16 protein-coding genes are annotated in these 15,447 nt (G+C 64.7%); 11 read left to right on the top strand and 5 right to left on the bottom strand.

Going from position 1 to position 15,447, the window contains the following annotated elements; translation table 11 throughout:
* Positions 1-17: 17 nt before the first annotated feature.
* The 5 genes from AC1RQP_RS22465 to AC1RQP_RS22445 all read left to right on the top strand — a co-directional run bounded on the left by AC1RQP_RS22465 (position 18) and on the right by AC1RQP_RS22445 (position 4,984).
* Positions 18-755 carry an SDR family oxidoreductase gene (locus AC1RQP_RS22465; protein WP_492938547.1) on the top strand — a complete coding sequence of 246 codons (738 nt, stop codon included), beginning with the start codon at positions 18-20 and terminating at the stop codon, positions 753-755.
* A 62-nt stretch (positions 756-817) separates the two neighbouring features.
* The gene (locus AC1RQP_RS22460) at positions 818-1,819 is read left to right on the top strand and encodes an NAD(P)H-dependent flavin oxidoreductase (RefSeq protein ID WP_492938546.1); all 1,002 of its coding nucleotides are present in this window, start codon (positions 818-820) and stop codon (positions 1,817-1,819) included.
* Positions 1,820-1,928: 109 nt separating this feature from the next.
* Positions 1,929-2,348: a hypothetical protein gene (locus AC1RQP_RS22455; RefSeq protein ID WP_492938545.1), complete on the top strand. Its 420-nt coding sequence runs from the start codon at positions 1,929-1,931 to the stop codon at positions 2,346-2,348.
* A 118-nt stretch (positions 2,349-2,466) separates the two neighbouring features.
* Entirely contained in the window at positions 2,467-4,032 is a 1,566-nt protein-coding gene (locus AC1RQP_RS22450) for an alkaline phosphatase D family protein (protein ID WP_492938544.1), read from the top strand.
* A 133-nt stretch (positions 4,033-4,165) separates the two neighbouring features.
* Positions 4,166-4,984 (top strand): aldo/keto reductase, encoded by an 819-nt coding sequence (locus tag AC1RQP_RS22445; protein ID WP_239621969.1) that lies wholly within the window; start codon positions 4,166-4,168, stop codon positions 4,982-4,984.
* A 60-nt stretch (positions 4,985-5,044) separates the two neighbouring features.
* Here the strand turns inward: AC1RQP_RS22445 and AC1RQP_RS22440 are convergent, their stop codons facing one another.
* The gene (locus tag AC1RQP_RS22440) at positions 5,045-5,275 is read right to left on the bottom strand and encodes a hypothetical protein (protein WP_061878705.1); all 231 of its coding nucleotides are present in this window, start codon (positions 5,273-5,275) and stop codon (positions 5,045-5,047) included.
* A gap of 173 nt (positions 5,276-5,448) precedes the next feature.
* A complete protein-coding gene (locus AC1RQP_RS22435; protein WP_492938734.1) occupies positions 5,449-5,898 on the bottom strand; it encodes a hypothetical protein in 450 nt (149 codons plus the stop codon).
* A 161-nt stretch (positions 5,899-6,059) separates the two neighbouring features.
* On the opposite strand from AC1RQP_RS22435, the gene AC1RQP_RS22430 reads away from it, so the two are divergent.
* Together AC1RQP_RS22430 and hpaD are read left to right on the top strand one after the other, a co-directional pair.
* Positions 6,060-6,332 carry a helix-turn-helix domain-containing protein gene (locus AC1RQP_RS22430; protein WP_239621971.1) on the top strand — a complete coding sequence of 91 codons (273 nt, stop codon included), beginning with the start codon at positions 6,060-6,062 and terminating at the stop codon, positions 6,330-6,332.
* 18 nt (positions 6,333-6,350) lie between these two features.
* Complete coding sequence (hpaD, locus tag AC1RQP_RS22425; protein WP_492938543.1) at positions 6,351-7,205, top strand: 3,4-dihydroxyphenylacetate 2,3-dioxygenase; 855 nt, start codon at positions 6,351-6,353, stop codon at positions 7,203-7,205.
* Positions 7,206-7,215: 10 nt separating this feature from the next.
* On the opposite strand, the gene AC1RQP_RS22420 is transcribed toward hpaD, so the two are convergent.
* Together AC1RQP_RS22420 and AC1RQP_RS22415 are read right to left on the bottom strand one after the other, a co-directional pair.
* Positions 7,216-8,448 carry an aminotransferase-like domain-containing protein gene (locus AC1RQP_RS22420; protein WP_492938542.1) on the bottom strand — a complete coding sequence of 411 codons (1,233 nt, stop codon included), beginning with the start codon at positions 8,446-8,448 and terminating at the stop codon, positions 7,216-7,218.
* Between the two features lie 52 nt (positions 8,449-8,500).
* Entirely contained in the window at positions 8,501-9,028 is a 528-nt protein-coding gene (locus AC1RQP_RS22415; RefSeq protein WP_492938541.1) for a DUF3124 domain-containing protein, read from the bottom strand.
* A gap of 67 nt (positions 9,029-9,095) precedes the next feature.
* On the opposite strand from AC1RQP_RS22415, the gene AC1RQP_RS22410 reads away from it, so the two are divergent.
* The 4 genes from AC1RQP_RS22410 to AC1RQP_RS22395 all read left to right on the top strand — a co-directional run bounded on the left by AC1RQP_RS22410 (position 9,096) and on the right by AC1RQP_RS22395 (position 14,509).
* Positions 9,096-10,826 carry a cation:proton antiporter gene (locus AC1RQP_RS22410; RefSeq protein ID WP_239621974.1) on the top strand — a complete coding sequence of 577 codons (1,731 nt, stop codon included), beginning with the start codon at positions 9,096-9,098 and terminating at the stop codon, positions 10,824-10,826.
* Between the two features lie 189 nt (positions 10,827-11,015).
* Entirely contained in the window at positions 11,016-12,092 is a 1,077-nt protein-coding gene (gene ribB, locus AC1RQP_RS22405) for a 3,4-dihydroxy-2-butanone-4-phosphate synthase (RefSeq protein WP_239621975.1), read from the top strand.
* A gap of 131 nt (positions 12,093-12,223) precedes the next feature.
* Positions 12,224-13,438, top strand: a complete 1,215-nt coding sequence (locus AC1RQP_RS22400) for an acyl-CoA dehydrogenase (RefSeq protein ID WP_024340297.1) — start codon at positions 12,224-12,226, stop codon at positions 13,436-13,438.
* 153 nt (positions 13,439-13,591) lie between these two features.
* Positions 13,592-14,509 (top strand): MBL fold metallo-hydrolase, encoded by a 918-nt coding sequence (locus AC1RQP_RS22395; protein ID WP_492938540.1) that lies wholly within the window; start codon positions 13,592-13,594, stop codon positions 14,507-14,509.
* A gap of 67 nt (positions 14,510-14,576) precedes the next feature.
* Here the strand turns inward: AC1RQP_RS22395 and AC1RQP_RS22390 are convergent, their stop codons facing one another.
* Complete coding sequence (locus tag AC1RQP_RS22390; protein WP_239621978.1) at positions 14,577-15,431, bottom strand: DUF1499 domain-containing protein; 855 nt, start codon at positions 15,429-15,431, stop codon at positions 14,577-14,579.
* Positions 15,432-15,447 lie beyond the last annotated feature (16 nt).

Below are 15,447 nucleotides of genomic sequence, written 5' to 3'. Positions count from 1 at the left end.
CACCGGAGGAGGCGACCTTGCCCAAGCGAAACGCCACAGCGGCCGTCATCGGGGCCGGCGATTTCATCGGCTCCGAAATCGCCAGGAAGTTTGCCGCCGAGGGGTTCTCGATCTTCGCCGGCCGCCGCAATGGCGACAAGCTCTCGCCATTGGTGCAAGATATCGAAGCCGCCGGCGGTGACATCCACGCGCGCTCGCTCGATGCGCGGAAGGAGGATGAAGTCATCGCCTTCCTCGATGACGCCGACAAGCACGCGCCGCTGGAAGTCTGCATCTTCAATGTCGGCGCCAACGTCAATTTTCCGATCCTCGACACCACCGAGCGCGTGTTCCGGAAAGTGTGGGAGATGGCCTGCTATTCCGGCTTCCTTGCGGGGCGCGAGGCGGCGCGGCTCATGCTGCCGCGCGGCGGCGGCAACATCTTCTTCACTGGCGCCACCGCCTCCTTGCGCGGCGGCAGCGGCTATGCCGCCTTCGCCAGCGCCAAGTTCGGCCTGCGCGCGGTGGCGCAGGCGATGGCGCGCGAGCTCGGGCCGGAGAACATCCACGTCGCCCATCTCATCATCGATTCCGGGGTCGACACCGAATGGGTCCGGCAGCGCAGGCGCGAAGCACTCGGGCCGAATGCGCTCGACAATCCCGATCTGTTGATGCCGCCGTCGTCGGTCGCGAACGCCTATTGGCAGCTCTACCAGCAGCCGAAGAGCGCCTGGACCTTCGAGATGGAGATCCGCCCGTTCGGAGAGAAATGGTGACCGCGGTGCAAAAGTCCGGCTAGACTGATCTCAACATCAAGCAAATTCCGGGAGGTACTTAAGTGAAGACCGCGATCACCGAACTGTTCGGCATCGAGCACCCCATCATTCAGGGCGGCATGCATTTCGTCGGCTTTGCCGAACTGGCCGCCGCCGTCTCCAATGCCGGCGGGCTCGGCATCATCACCGGTCTCACGCAGAAGACGCCGGAATTGCTCGCGAAGGAGATCGCGCGCTGCCGCGACTTGACCGACAAGCCGTTCGGCGTGAACCTCACCTTCCTGCCGACCTTCTCGGCGCCGCCCTATCCCGAGTACATTGCGGCCATCGTCGAAGGTGGCATCAGGGCGGTGGAGACCGCAGGCCGTAGCCCGGAAGCCTACATGCCGGCCCTGAAGGCGGCCGGCATCAAGGTCATCCACAAATGCACCTCGGTGCGCCATTCCCTGAAAGCCGAACGCATCGGCTGCGATGCCGTCAGCGTCGACGGTTTCGAGTGTGGCGGACATCCCGGCGAGGACGACATTCCCAACATGATCCTGCTGCCGCGCGCGGCGGAGGAGCTGAAGATCCCGTTCGTCGCCTCCGGCGGCATGGCCGATGGACGCAGCCTGGTCGCAGCGCTCGCGCTGGGCGCGGCGGGCATGAACATGGGTACACGTTTCATCGCCACCAAGGAAGCTCCGGTGCATCAGAACGTGAAGAATGCGCTCGTCGCGGCGTCCGAGCTCGACACCCGCCTGATCATGCGGAGCTTGCGCAACACCGAGCGCGTGCTGAAGAACGCCAATGTCGACCGCCTGCTCGAGATCGAGCGCGAGAAGGGCGACAAGCTCACGATCGACGACATCCACGATCAGGTCGCGGGCGTCTATCCCAGGATCATGCTGGACGGCCAGATGGACGCCGGCGCCTGGAGCTGCGGCATGGTCGCAGGCCTGATCCACGACATCCCATCCTGCAAGGAGCTGATCGATCGCATCATGGCAGAGGCGGAGACCATCATCCGCAGCCGTCTGATCGGGTTCCTGGACGGGACGGGAGCGGCGCGAAAGGTCGCCTGACACCGTCAAACTTCTTAACCACGGCGGCATTGGACCGCTGGAATTGCGCGCGGCGCCTCCTAAATAGGGGTAAATTACCCCTTTAATGAATCAATTTCAGGAGGCGTCCGTGGTCCTGAAAAACGTTCCCTTCGCAATTGCCTTTGCCCTTGTGATCGCAGGGGGCGGCATTGCGCGCGCTGACGACTACAAGCCCGGCGAATATCTCGGCCTCGATCTCTCCAAGGCCGTCCTGTCGCCGAAGCGTCTCGGGCCGGAGACGCGCTTCGCGCCGGTGGCACTCGAAGCGCGCGGCGGCAACGAGGCGCAGGCTCGAGTTGAGCCTGTCGACGTGCCGAAGAAGGTTGCTGCCGAGCGCGTTCGTGTTGCCGAGCCAAAGGCCGCTCATACCAGGAGCGCACAGGCGCGCGGCGCGTCCCGTGCGAAGCTTGCGCGCCGCCACGGCAATCCGCTCGACGCGCAGGCAATGGATACCCGCATCCAGACCTGGCCATGCCGCTCCGGCGGTATCTGCAACTGGAAGCGTTAGTCGAGGCCAAAGCCGTCATCGCCGCGTCGCAAAACCGTAGGCGCGGAGTCAAGAAACCGTAAGCTGGGAGTTAAGGAGCGCAGGCACCTTTCGTCGTGATTCGACGAAGGTTTCCTGAATGGCAACGCTCCGCGCTCCGCGCGCATGGACCCGGCGGCAGTTCCTGGTCCGCTCCGCCTCCAGCCTCGCGATCGCCTCGCTTGCGAAGCCCTCCATCAGTCGTGCCGTCGACCGCCCGCAGATCGCGGGCGGGATCCAGTCCGGCGACGCCTCGGAGGGCTCGGCCGTGATCTGGGCGCGCGCCGACCGGCCTGCGCGGATGCAGGTGGAGTGCTCGACCGTCGAGAGCTTCAAAACGATCATTGCGTCGGCTTCCGGCGATGCGCTGCCCGACGCTGATCTCACCTCAAAACTGCTGCTGACGGATCTGGCACCGGGCCAGGATATCTTCTACCGCGTGTGCTTCGACGACATTGCCACTGGTGTCGCCGGCGAAAGCCGGCTCGGCCATTTCCGCACGGCGCCGATTGCGGGCCAGTCGATATCGTTCCTGTGGTCCGGCGATACCGCGGGGCAGGGCTGGGGCATCGACGTCTCGCGCGGCGGCTATCGCAGCTATCGCACCATGCTCGACAACCGGCCAGATTTCTTCATCCACTCCGGCGACCACATCTATGCCGACTGCCCGATTCCTTCCGAGTTGAAACTGCCGAACGGCGAGACCTGGCGCAATGTCGTGACCGAGGAAAAGTCCGAAGTCGCGCATACCCTGGCGCAGTTCCGCGGCAATTACAAATACAACCACCTCGACGAACACTTCCGTGCCTTCCACGCCGAGGTGCCGATGTTCGCGCAATGGGACGATCATGAGGTCACCAACGACTGGTCACCGATCGGAAGTCATGATGATGCCGGTTACGCGGATGACGGCACCCCGCGCCTGGTCGCGCGCGCCCGCCGCGCCTTCTTCGACTTCATGCCGATCCGCGACATCGGCGCGCGGCAGGGCCGGGTCTATCGCAAGATCGCCTACGGCCCGCTGCTCGACGTCTTCATGATCGACATGCGCAGTTTTCGCGACGAGACCTGGAACAAGGGCGATGACCATCGCGGCTGGATCCTCGGAACCGAGCAGCTCGCCTGGCTCAAGCGGGAGCTCGTCGCCTCGCGCGCAACCTGGAAGGTCATCGCGGCCGACTTGCCGATCGGCCTGATCAGCCTGGACGCCGTCGCGCTCGGCAACGGGCCGCCCGACCGGCGCGAGCACGAGATCGCCGATCTGCTCTCTTCCATCAAGCGCGCCGGCATCCGCAACATCGTCTGGCTCACCGCCGACATGCACTACACCGCTGCGCACTACTACGACCCGAGCAAAGCGCAGTTCCAGGATTTCGAGCCGTTCTGGGAGTTCGTCTCCGGTCCGTTGCATGCCGGCAGCTGGGGGCCTGGCGAGCTCGACGACACCTTTGGCCCGGTCGCGATGTATCAGCAGGGCTGCAGTGCAGCGCAGGGCGAGAACCTCGCGCCATGTTTCGGACTGCAGTTCTTCGGCAGGGTCGACATCGATGGCCGTAGCGGTGTGATGACGGTGACCTTGAAGGATGTGGAAAATCGCGATCTCTGGTCGGTTGAGATCGATCCGCAACCGCAAGCGCGTCCGGCATTGGTCGCAGAGCATTCGTAGGCCGCTAACCCGATCTTGACTGGCCGCGCCACGCCTCCCGCGCTATGGTGACTATCCCGCCACCCACTCTTCATCACCGAAAAGTCTGGTCCCGCGGCTATCCTGCGGGCTGAAATGCGTCAGGAGCTGCTTCATGGACCATCTGAGAACGCAGGGCATCAGCTTGCCCAAGCTCGGCCTCGGTACCTTCCGCATGCAGGGCGATGCCTGCCGCGCCGCAGTCGAGAGCGCGCTGTCGATCGGCTACCGCCATATCGATACTGCCGAGATGTATGCCAATGAGGAGCCGATCGGCTCGGCCATCGCGTCGTCTCGCGTGCCGCGCGGCGAGCTGCACGTCACCACGAAAGTCTGGCACGAGAACCTCGCCCCTGACGCGATCCGGCGTGCGTTCGATGCCAGCCTGAAGAAGCTCAGGCTCGACCATGTCGATCTCTATCTCGTGCATTGGCCGTCGAAGGCTGCGAACTGGGGCGCGGTGTTCGAGACGCTGATGAAGCTCAAGGAGGAGGGGCGCACGCGGGCCATCGGCGTTGCCAATTTCACCACGGCGCTGCTCAAGGTCGCGGTCGAGGACATCAAGGCGCCGATCGCCTGCAACCAGGTCGAATATCACGCCATGCTCGATCAATCGAAGGTGCTGGCCTATCTCCAGGCCAAGTCGATTCCGCTCGTCGCTTATTGTCCGCTGGCGCAGGGGCGCATCGCCTCGGATCCGGTGCTGGCCGAGATCGGCGCCAGGCACGACGCGACCGCCGCGCAGGTCGCGTTGAAATGGCTGCTCGACCAGAACGGCGTCGCCGCAATCCCGAAGGCCTCGCGCCGCGAGAGCCAACAGGCCAATCTCGACGCGCTGAAGATCACGCTCGACGATTCCGACCGCAAGAAAATCGCCGCGCTGTCGAAGGACAGGCGCTGCGTCAATCCCGGCTTCGCGCCGGCGTGGGATTAGCTCGCGTGCTTGGGCAACAGAAATGGCCCCGTGAGGGGCCATTTTCATTCGCGTTGCGCATTAGTCCCAGTGATGGTGGCGGTGGCTGCGCTTGATCACGACCACTCGGTCTCCGCGATGGTGGCGATGCCAGCCGCGGTCATGGTGGTGCATACGATATTCGGCGCGGGCGCCGTGCGGACCGTGATGATGATGACCGCGCTTGATCACCACCGTCTCTGCGCTTGCCAGCGTCGGCGCCGCGATCACGAGCGCACCGAGAGCTGCAACCACATAACCAAGCTTCTTCATGATGTCCTTCTCCAAATGAATGCACATCTAAACCGTGTATTCACGCGAACGTTCCGGAGGAACGGGGAGAGAATTCTGAATGGATGTTCAGGTGAGCATGATCCGGACTCAAAGAGCCGCGTCAGGGCAAAGTGTGCGGCGGTTTCCGATCAGATCATGCCTGGGAATGACGGCTAATCGCAGCGTTGCTGCGCGGGCGTTGGTGCGCCGGTGGCGACGTACTTGCCGTCTTTGATCGTGTACTCGCCGCGCTCGCTGCGATTGTAGATCGCGCGCAGGCTGCCGTCCTTCTGCAGCAGGAGCCCGAATTCGCGCGTCTGATGCAGCGAGGGGAAGAACACCATCACGTCGAGCAGGCCCTCGGCATTGACTGTGGCCGACACCAGCTCGTTCTCGTCTTTGGCTTCGCCGAAATTGCGCCGGTACATCACCCGGCCATCCTTCCTGATCTCGTAGGTCAGGAGCGCGCCCTTGTCGCGGTCCGGCCGGGCCGCGCAGTCGACCGCCCACGAGCCGAGCAGGCCCCATTGCTCGACGGTCGCGGCCAGCGTCTCGGCACCGGCCATGGAGGTGAACGCAACCCACAGCACTACAGCCGCGATCCAGCGGTTCAAACGTCGCATCATGTCCTGAAAAACCCCGCCTCGAAGACTTCCAAAGTGTAGCATCGCGCCGGCGGCCGTTCCACGGCGGCCGGCGATCGCTCGCGAATTTGATCCGCGTCAATGAGGCAGGGCATTTCGAGGGTAGGATGGCATTCCCGAAGGCGAACGTGGATAGACCAATGCTGAATCAAGTCGTGGATTTTGCGGGCGAAGTGCTGCCGGGGAGCTGCGCCGTACCGCCTTATTCCGAAGCGGCGTTTCTGACCGAGCTGGGCGATCGCTTACGGTCCTCGCGCATGCGCTGCGATCTCTCGCGCCGCGAGCTGGCCCGCCGCTCCGGAATCTCCGAGCGCTATATCGCCCAGATCGAGGCCGGCAAGGGCAACGTCTCGATCGTCCTGTTGCTGAGGCTCGCCTCCGCGATCCACAGCAGTCAGCCGCAGGCGGCCTGACGCTTCGAGGTGACGGCCATGGGGCAGCTCGTACTCGCGGCCAAGGTCACCCATGTTCCATCACTGATGCTGTCGGAGCAGCCCGGCAGCCCGCTGCGTGCCGCGCGCGAGCCGGCGGTCAGCTCCTTGCGCGAGCTCGGCCGGCGGGCGAGAGAGCGCGGCGTCTCCTGCTTCGTGGTGTTCGATACCCACTGGCTCTCCAATTTCGGCTACCACGTCAATGCCAATGCGCAGCATCGCGGCTCGTTCACGAGCCACGAGGCGCCGCAGATGATCCAGGATCTGCGCTACGATCTGCCGGGTGATACGCGCCTCGCCGAGGCAATCGCGGGCAGGGCGGCAGATGCGGGTCTCAACGTCACCGCCCACCAGGTGGCCAGCCTCGGGCTCGAATACGGCACGATCGTGCCGATGCACTACATGAACCCGGACGGTTTTGCGAAGGTGGTCTCGGTCGCCTCGCCCCTGTTCACCTCGTTCGAGGAGAGCCGGATCCTCGGTGAAGCCACTCGCCGCGCAATCGATGAATCCGATGAACGGGTCGCCGTCCTCGCCAGCGGGTCGCTCTCGCACCGGCTTTGGCCGAACAAGAAGCTCGGCCCCGAGGCGTGGACGTCGGTCGCCAGCGAGTTCAATCGTCAGGTCGACCTGCGCGTGCTCGAGCTGTGGCAGAGCCGCCGCTATCGCGAATTCCTCGACATGCTTCCGGACTACGCCACCAAGTGCAACGGCGAGGGCGGCATGGCCGACACCATCATGCTGTTCGCCGCGCTGGGCTGGTATGACTACCGCGGCGCCGCCGAGCAGCTTTGCGACTATTTTCCATCCTCCGGGAGCGGCCAGGTCAACGTGGAATTTCACGTCGGGGCGTGAGGCAGCAGCTTCAGGCCCGCCTCTCCACATTGGCACTACGGGTAGGCACGCCGAATTCCTTGCGGCAGACCTCGGCCAGCACGGCGACGCCCTCGCGGATCTGCTGATGCGTGGGGCTTGCAAAGCACAGCCGCAGCCGCGAGCTGGAATGGCTCTTGTTGGTCGACCATTCCGGCCCCGGATTGATCGAGACGCCGGCGGCGAGCGCGGCCTGGTACAGCTTCAGCGTATCGACCTGGTCGGGCAGCTTCACCCACAGGAAGATTCCGCCCTTGGGCTCCTCGAACTCGGCCGCCGTGCCGAACTGCTCGTTGAGCGCTTCCATCAGCGTGTCGAGCTTGGTGCGCAAGGCCTTCGTCAGGGCCGGCACGTGGGTTGCAAAATGCGGCTTGCAATAGGTGGCGAGCACCATCTGCTCGAGCGCGCCGGAGCCGGCATCCGTCTTCAGCGACAGCATCCGCGACATCACCTCCCAGGGCGCGACGATGAAGCCGACGCGCAGCGCCGGCGCGATCGACTTCGAGAACGAGCCGATATGGATCACGCCGCCGTTCGGGCTCATCGCGTAGATCGCCGGCGGCCGCTGCCCTGACCACACGAGGTCGGCATAGCAATCGTCCTCGAAGATGGGGACGCCGTATTCGGCCGCGAGCCGCACCAGCTCAGTGCGCCGGCTCTCGGGCATGATGCTGCCGGTGGGGTTCTGCACCGTTGGAATTGTGTAGATGTATTTCGGGCGGATGCCGCGGCTCTTCAGGTCGGCCAGCGTCGTCGCCAGCGCGTCCATGCGCATGCCCTCCTTGTCGAGGGGAATGCCGACGACATTGACACCGAGCCGCGCCAGGCGGTTCAGCGAGCCCTGATAGCTATCCTGCTCGAAGATCACGGTGTCACCGCGCGCCAGCAGCGTGGCGTTGACGAGATCGAGCGCCTGGAGGGAGCCCGAGACGATCAGCAGATCGTCCACCGTGCAGGTGATACCGGCATCGCACTTGAGTTTCGTCACCAGGAATTCGCGCAACGGGAGGTAGCCCTGCGGACCGTGTGCCAGACCGTAAGTGGCCAGCGAGCGGCCCTCGCGCCGCAGCACCGTGTTGGTCGCTTCGATCAGCTCGTCGAGCGGCACCTGTTCGGAATCATTGTTGCCGCCGACGAAGCTGTATTTGGCAAGGCCCGTCCAGCGCGCAGAGGGGGCCGGCAGCCCTGCCGGAAACAGGGGCGCGAAATCGAAGCTGGACGTCATGGGAGCGTTCCTCGTTTTGTTCTTGTTGAGCGGCGGCTTTGCACCGGCCGCCTTACTTCTTGCCGGCCGTCCTGGTCGGGCGGCCCTGGCTGATGAAAGCGTAATGCGCATTGGCGATGCCGCCAACCATCAGGGCCTCGACCACCGGCTCGGCGATCTCGCCCGTGGCGGCCCAGTCGACCAGGAAGTTGGCCCCGGTCCCGCCGCGCACGTCATCGGTCGGAATGAAGATCGAGACGGTGGCGAGCGGCTTCAACGCGACCGGCGCGTTCAGATAGCTCTCAACCTGCTTGCCTGCGGTGTCGAAATAGGCGATGCGTTTGACGACCAGCGGCTGGGTCTCGGAGGCGTTGTGCACGCTCAAGGTCACCGAGAAGTCGACGCGCAGCTTGCCCTGGCTCATCGCGACGCTGGAATAGGCGGGCACGTAGAACCCACCGGAAACGGCGAGGTCCTCCTTCGGTAGAGCGGTGAGCGAATCGGCAAAGTTTTGTTCGATATTGACCTTGGATTGCGCGGCGAGCGAATCGGCAAAGGCGAGGGGACCTAGCAGCATGGCTGCGACGAGCGCTCTCAGCATGTGACGAATTGCTCGCTTGCCGCACCGCAACCCGCCTCTAGGGTGCGGCAAAACGGACCAATTTGGCATGCACGAGCTCATTCGCGACATCACTCTCTCTATCCTGTTTGCCTGGATGCTGGGCCTGCTCGCCCATTTCTCCCGGCAACCGCTGATCCTGGCCTACCTTATCGCCGGCTTCTGCATAGGTCCATTCGGCGCAGGCTGGGTCCATTCGCAGGAATCGATCAGCGTCATCTCCGAGCTCGGCCTGATCTTCATGCTGTTCATGATTGGGCTCGAAATCGACCTGAAGAAGATCGTGCGGGCAGGGCGGGTGATCCTGTTCGCGGCGGGCAGTCAGCTGCTCGGCGGCTGTCTGCTCGGGGGCCTGTTCTTCGTCGGCATTGGCCTGTCGCTCGGCGGCGGGCATTTTGATGCGGTCTATCTCTGCGTCGCCTGCGCGCTGTCGAGCACGGTCATCATCGTCAAGGTGCTCTACGAGAAACGCGAGCTCGACACGCTGCCGGGCCGCATCACCCTCGGCGTCCTGGTGCTCCAGGACATCTTCGCGATTCTATTCCTGGCAGTGCAGCCGAGCCTGGCCAATCTGCAGGTCAGCGTCATCCTGCTCTCGATCGGTCGCGTCGCGGTCCTGGTTGCCGCCGCGCTTCTGGTCAGCCGCTATGTGCTGCCGCGCCTGTTCCATCAGATCGCCCGGCGGCCCGAGTTGATCCTGCTCGGCGCGCTGGCCTGGTGCTTCCTCGTTGCCGAGACCGCCGAGCGGCTCTCGCTGTCGCGCGAGATGGGTGCGCTGATTGCCGGCGTGTCGCTCTCGACCTTCCCTTACGCCCTCGACGTGACCGCCAAGGTCACCACGCTGCGCGACTTCTTCATCACGCTGTTCTTCGTCGCGCTGGGGATGACCATCCCCGTGCCCGGCCTCTCGGTGATCGGACTTGCCTTGATGATCGCGGCGTTCACGGTGGTGAGCCGCCTCGTCACCACCTTCACCCCGCTCTACCTGATGAAGCAGGGCTTGCGCGCCAGCCTGTTGCCGGCGCTGAACCTCGCGCAGATCTCCGAGTTCTCGCTGGTGGTGATCCAGACCGGTATCGCCGACCACCATATCGCCGCGGAGACGGCAAATGCCGCCTCCTTCGCCTTCGTGGTGCTGGCGGTGCTCTCGACCTTCGTGATGACCCGCAGCGACGAGATCACCCGCTGGGCGATCGGTCCCCTGAAGCGGATCGGCCTGCGCGACCTCGATCACGGCAGCGGCCATGCCGAGGACGGTCACGAGGGCGGCCATGGCGAAGCCCGCCGCGTCGTCATCCTCGGCTTTTTCCGTGCCGCGAGCGCGCTGCTGGCCGAGATCGAGCGGCAGGCGCCGGTGCTGCTGGAGCAGATCACGGTGGTCGACTTCAACCCCAATGTGTACCAGACCCTGCTTTCGCGCGGCCTGCACGTGATCTACGGCGACATCAGCAATGTCGATACGCTGCTCCATGCCGGCATCGGCAAGTCCGAGATGATCATCCTCAGCGTGCCGGATTCGCTGCTGAAGGGCGCCACCAACGAGAAGCTGGTCCGCCACGTCCGCGCGCTCAATCCGACCGCCCTGATCGTCGCCACGGCCGACCTCCTGGCCGACGTCGGGGCGCTCTACGAGGCCGGCGCCAGCTACGTCACCGTGACCCGGCTCAGCGACGCCCATGAGTTGTTTACCGTGATCGAAGCCGCCCAGGCCGGCCTGCTCGCCGACAAGCGTGCCGAACTCGATCAGCGGCTCGGCGAGCGGCGCGAGGTGCTGCCCTGACGGCGTCCGGCCGCCTTCTTTGCGGGCCCTGCGCGCCTATATCCCTGGTATCTTCGGTGCAAGCCTGAAACCGCGTGGACGGGCCTGCCCCGGGGCATATGCGGTTGCGTCCAGGACACTAGCATCCGGGGCCAAGTCCAGCTAAGGCGTCCGGCTGAGCCTCCGGCCCATAACCGATAGAGATTGGGAATGCCCGATACCGTCCAGGAAGTCTTGCAGGCCTTTGCCCGGGGTGAGCTCGTGGTCGTCACCGACGACGAGGACCGCGAGGGCGAGGGCGATCTGATCGTCGCAGCCTCGCTCTGCACCGCCGACAAGATGGCCTTCATCATCCGCCATACCTCCGGCATCGTCTGCGCTCCCGTGACGACCGAGGATGCGCGCCGCCTGCGGCTCGATCCGATGGTCGCCCACAACGATTCCGCGCACACCACCGCGTTCACGGTCTCGATCGACTACAAGCCCGATGGCGGCACCGGCATCTCCGCCGAGGAGCGCGCCTCGTGCTGCCGCGCGCTCGCCAATCCCAATGTCGGCGCCAACGACTTCGCCCGGCCCGGCCACATCTTCCCGCTGATCGCAAAGGATGGCGGCGTGCTGCTGCGCTCCGGCCATACCGAGGCTGCCGTCGACCTCTGCAAGCTCTCGGGCCTGCCGCCGGTCGGCGTCATCAGCGAGCTCATGAACGACGACGGCAGCGTGATGAAGGGCGAACAGGTCGCCCGCTTCGCCGCCCAGCACAAGCTCAAGCACGTCACCATCGCGGATATGATCGCTTACCGCCAGGCGCGCGAAAAGCTGATCGAGCGGGTCTCGACCTTCGTCACCGAGAGCCCGATCGGTCCCTTGCAGGGCTATGCCTACCGCTCGCCGTTCGATTCCATCGCTCACGTCGCCTTCGTCTATAACGGCGTCGGCGACGGCAAGAACGTGCTGACGCGCTTCCACAAGCCGAACATCGTCAAGGACACCTTCACCGGTCACAAGCGCATGGCGGCCGTGCTCGAGCATTTCAAGAAATCGGGCCGCGGCGTGCTGGTTTACCTGCGCGATGGCGCGGCCGGCGTCCCCGTGGCGCCGCTGCCGGACGAGTCGTCGACGGAGGCCGACCGCAACCGACAGTGGCGCGAGGTCGGTGTCGGCGCGCAGATCTTGCGCGACCTCGGCGTCACCTCGATCCGGCATCTCACCTCCTCGGTGCACGACTACAAGGGTCTGTCGGGCTTCGGCATCGAGATCGTCGCCAACGAGCAGCTCGAAAGCTGACCAGAACGTTTCCAGGTTCAGGCCGTGGCGCGAGCCGGAATGACCGAAACCAGGATGCAATTGAACTTGTTGCCGCGGCGCTTTAGTTTGTCGGGCAATTATTGACGGAACCAGACGCGAAAGGACGTTTCATGAGCGTGCGCCCTCAGGCCAAGGACAAGCCGGCTGCGGCTTCTTTCCAGTGGGACGATCCGTTCCTGCTCGACGAGCAGCTGACCGAAGACGAGCGCATGGTGCGCGACACCGCCCGCGCCTACGCCCAGGACAAGCTGCTGCCGCGGGTCTCCAAGGCCTATCTCGAAGAGAAGACCGACCGCGAGATCTTCAATGAGATGGGCGAGCTCGGCCTGATCGGCATCACGCTGCCTGAGGAATATGGCTGCGCCAACGCGAGCTACGTGGCTTACGGCCTCGTCGCACGCGAGATCGAGCGGGTCGATTCCGGCTATCGCTCGATGAACTCGGTGCAGTCCTCGCTGGTGATGTACCCGATCTACGCTTATGGCGACGAGAACCAGCGCAAGAAGTACCTGCCGAAGCTCGCCAGCGGCGAGTGGGTCGGCTGCTTCGGCCTGACGGAGCCTGACGCCGGCTCCGATCCCGCCGGCATGAAGACCCGCGCGGAGAAGGTCTCGGACGGCTATCGCCTCACCGGCAGCAAGATGTGGATCTCGAATGCGCCGATCGCCGACGTGTTCGTGGTCTGGGCCAAGTCGGCCGCGCACGACAACCAGATCCGCGGCTTCGTGCTGGAGAAGGGCATGAAGGGCCTGTCGGCGCCGAAGATCGGCGGCAAGCTGTCCTTGCGCGCCTCGATCACCGGCGAAGTCGTGATGGACGGCGTCGTGGTTCCGGAAGACGCCCTGCTGCCCAACGTCTCCGGCCTGAAGGGCCCGTTCGGCTGCCTCAACCGCGCTCGCTACGGCATCTCCTGGGGTGCGTTGGGGGCCGCCGAGGACTGCATGCATCGCGCCCGCCAGTACACGCTCGACCGCAAGCAGTTCGGCAAGCCGCTCGCCGCGACCCAGCTGGTGCAGAAGAAGCTCGCCGACATGGAGACCGAGATCGCGCTGGGCCTGCAAGCCTCCTTGCGCGTCGGCCGCCTGATGGACGAGGGCAAGTTCGCGCCCGAGATGATCTCGATCGTCAAGCGCAACAATTGCGGCAAGGCCCTCGATATCGCCCGCACCGCCCGCGACATGCACGGCGGCAACGGCATCTCGATCGAGTACCACGTGATGCGCCACGTCCATAACCTCGAGACGGTCAACACCTATGAGGGCACCCACGACGTCCACGCCCTGATCCTGGGCCGTGCGATCACGGGCATCCAGGCGTTTTTCTGAGCCAAAGCGGCTAGGGGTGGTAGGCAAGAGAACTCGCCAAAAACTCCGTCATGGCCGGGCTCGTCCCGGCCATCCACGTTCTGGCCCAAGCGACGAACGTGGATGCCCGGCACAAGGCCGGGCATGACGAAGTCAGCAAGATATGAGCAAGCCATGTCCGACAATGACGACGTCCCGTTCAACCGCAACTTTCCGCTGAAGCCCGGCATCGTCGAGGAGGTCCGCCCCGGCGTGCGGCGTGTGCTCTGCAACAATCCGAGCCCGTTCACCTTCACCGGTACGGTCAGTTACATCGTGGGCAAGGGCAATGTTGCCATCATCGATCCCGGTCCGGACGATGAGGCGCATGCGGCTGCGCTGCTCGATGCCGTGCGCGGCGAGACGGTGAGCCATATCTTCGTCACCCACACCCATCGCGACCATTCGCCGAACACCGCGCGCATCAAGCAGGCGACAGGTGCGCCGGTCTATGCCGAAGGCCCGCATCGCGCCTCGCGCCCGCGTTTCGAGAGCGAGAAGCACAATCCGGAATCCGGCGTCGACCGCGATTTTGCGCCAGACGTCAACCTCGCACATGGCGACGTCGTCGAAGGCGACGGCTGGCGGCTCGAGGCAGTGGCGACGCCGGGCCACACGGCCAATCATCTGGCATTCGCCTGGCCCGAGCGAAAGTTCAACTTCGTCGGCGATCATGTGATGGGCTGGTCGACCTCCATTGTGGCGCCGCCCGACGGCTCGATGATCGACTACATGGATTCGCTGGACCGGCTCGCGGCACGCGAGGAGGATCTCTATTTCTCGGGCCACGGCCCCGAGATCCCCGAGGGTCAGCGCTTCGTGCGCTTCCTGATCCGTCACCGCAAGGCGCGTGAGGCCTCGATCCTGCACCGCCTCGCCAAGGGCGAGACCGACATCCCGACGATGGTCCGCGCGATCTATATCGGTATCGATCCGAGGCTGACGACGGCCGCCGGCTACTCCGTGCTGGCGCACCTCGAAGACCTGGTCGCACGCGGCGTGGTCGCGACCGATGGCGATCCCGTGATCGGCGGGACGTATCGGCTGGCCTAGGGGCGAATGGCGAATAGGGAGTGGCGAATTGTGTTTCTCCATTCGCTATTCGCCACTCGCCAATTCGCTATTTTTTCACCGTCTTCGCCGGCGCCTTGGGCGGCGCGACCGGCGTCTTCTTCACCGGCTTGAGCGCGTCGGCATCGGCGGCGGTGTTGAGATCGTCGATGAACTTCTTGATGCGCGCGGCGTTGCTGCCGAGATCGCTGTCGAAATTGCGCGAAGCGGAGCGCATGTCGACCCGGGAATCATCGCCATCCGGCACGACCCTTATCGAAACGTCCTCGCGAAAACCCATGATCGGCGTGCGCGCCACCGCCTCGATGCGGCCGATGCGGCGCGGCGGCTGCGGCGCGCGCTCGTCGATGACGATCCATTTGCGCTTGTGCACGAGCTGGAGCGCGATCGCATAGGCGCGGTCGACGGAAATCTCGAGCTCGACGGGCACGATTTCGGGATAGAAGCGGCGCTGCTGCTCCGCCGAGTAGAGGCCGGCATAGACCGCGGTGTTGGTGCCCTCGCCGGTGCGCAGCCGCGCCATCGCGTCGAAGCGCGGCGGATCGATCGGGTCGGTGGTGATGTCGTAGATCGACGGCAGCTTGCGATATTGCAGGCCGAGATAGGCGGGATAGGCGAGGATTGCCCCGTCGATCAGGAAGGCGAGCAGGATGCGCGCCATGCCCCGCGAGCCGTTCTGCCAGATCGCGGCAAAGCCCGCGAGCCCGAACAAGATCGAGAGGCCTGATATCGCGAGCCCGCCGAAGAAAGTCGCAAGCGCCGGCTTCGGCTCCAGGAAATCGAAGCGGACGACGATGACCGACACCACCACCGCCACCACCGCGAACACGGCCAGATTGCGCGCCCAGCTCGCCAGGCTGGACACGGGCTCCGACTGGTAGGGAGCGGAAAACCTGCGGGCCATCGGGTGAGCTCTGCCG

It is taken from the genome of Bradyrhizobium sp. GW821-FHT13H06, from assembly GCF_058803975.1.
This window is presented reverse-complemented; position numbering and strand designations above follow the sequence as displayed.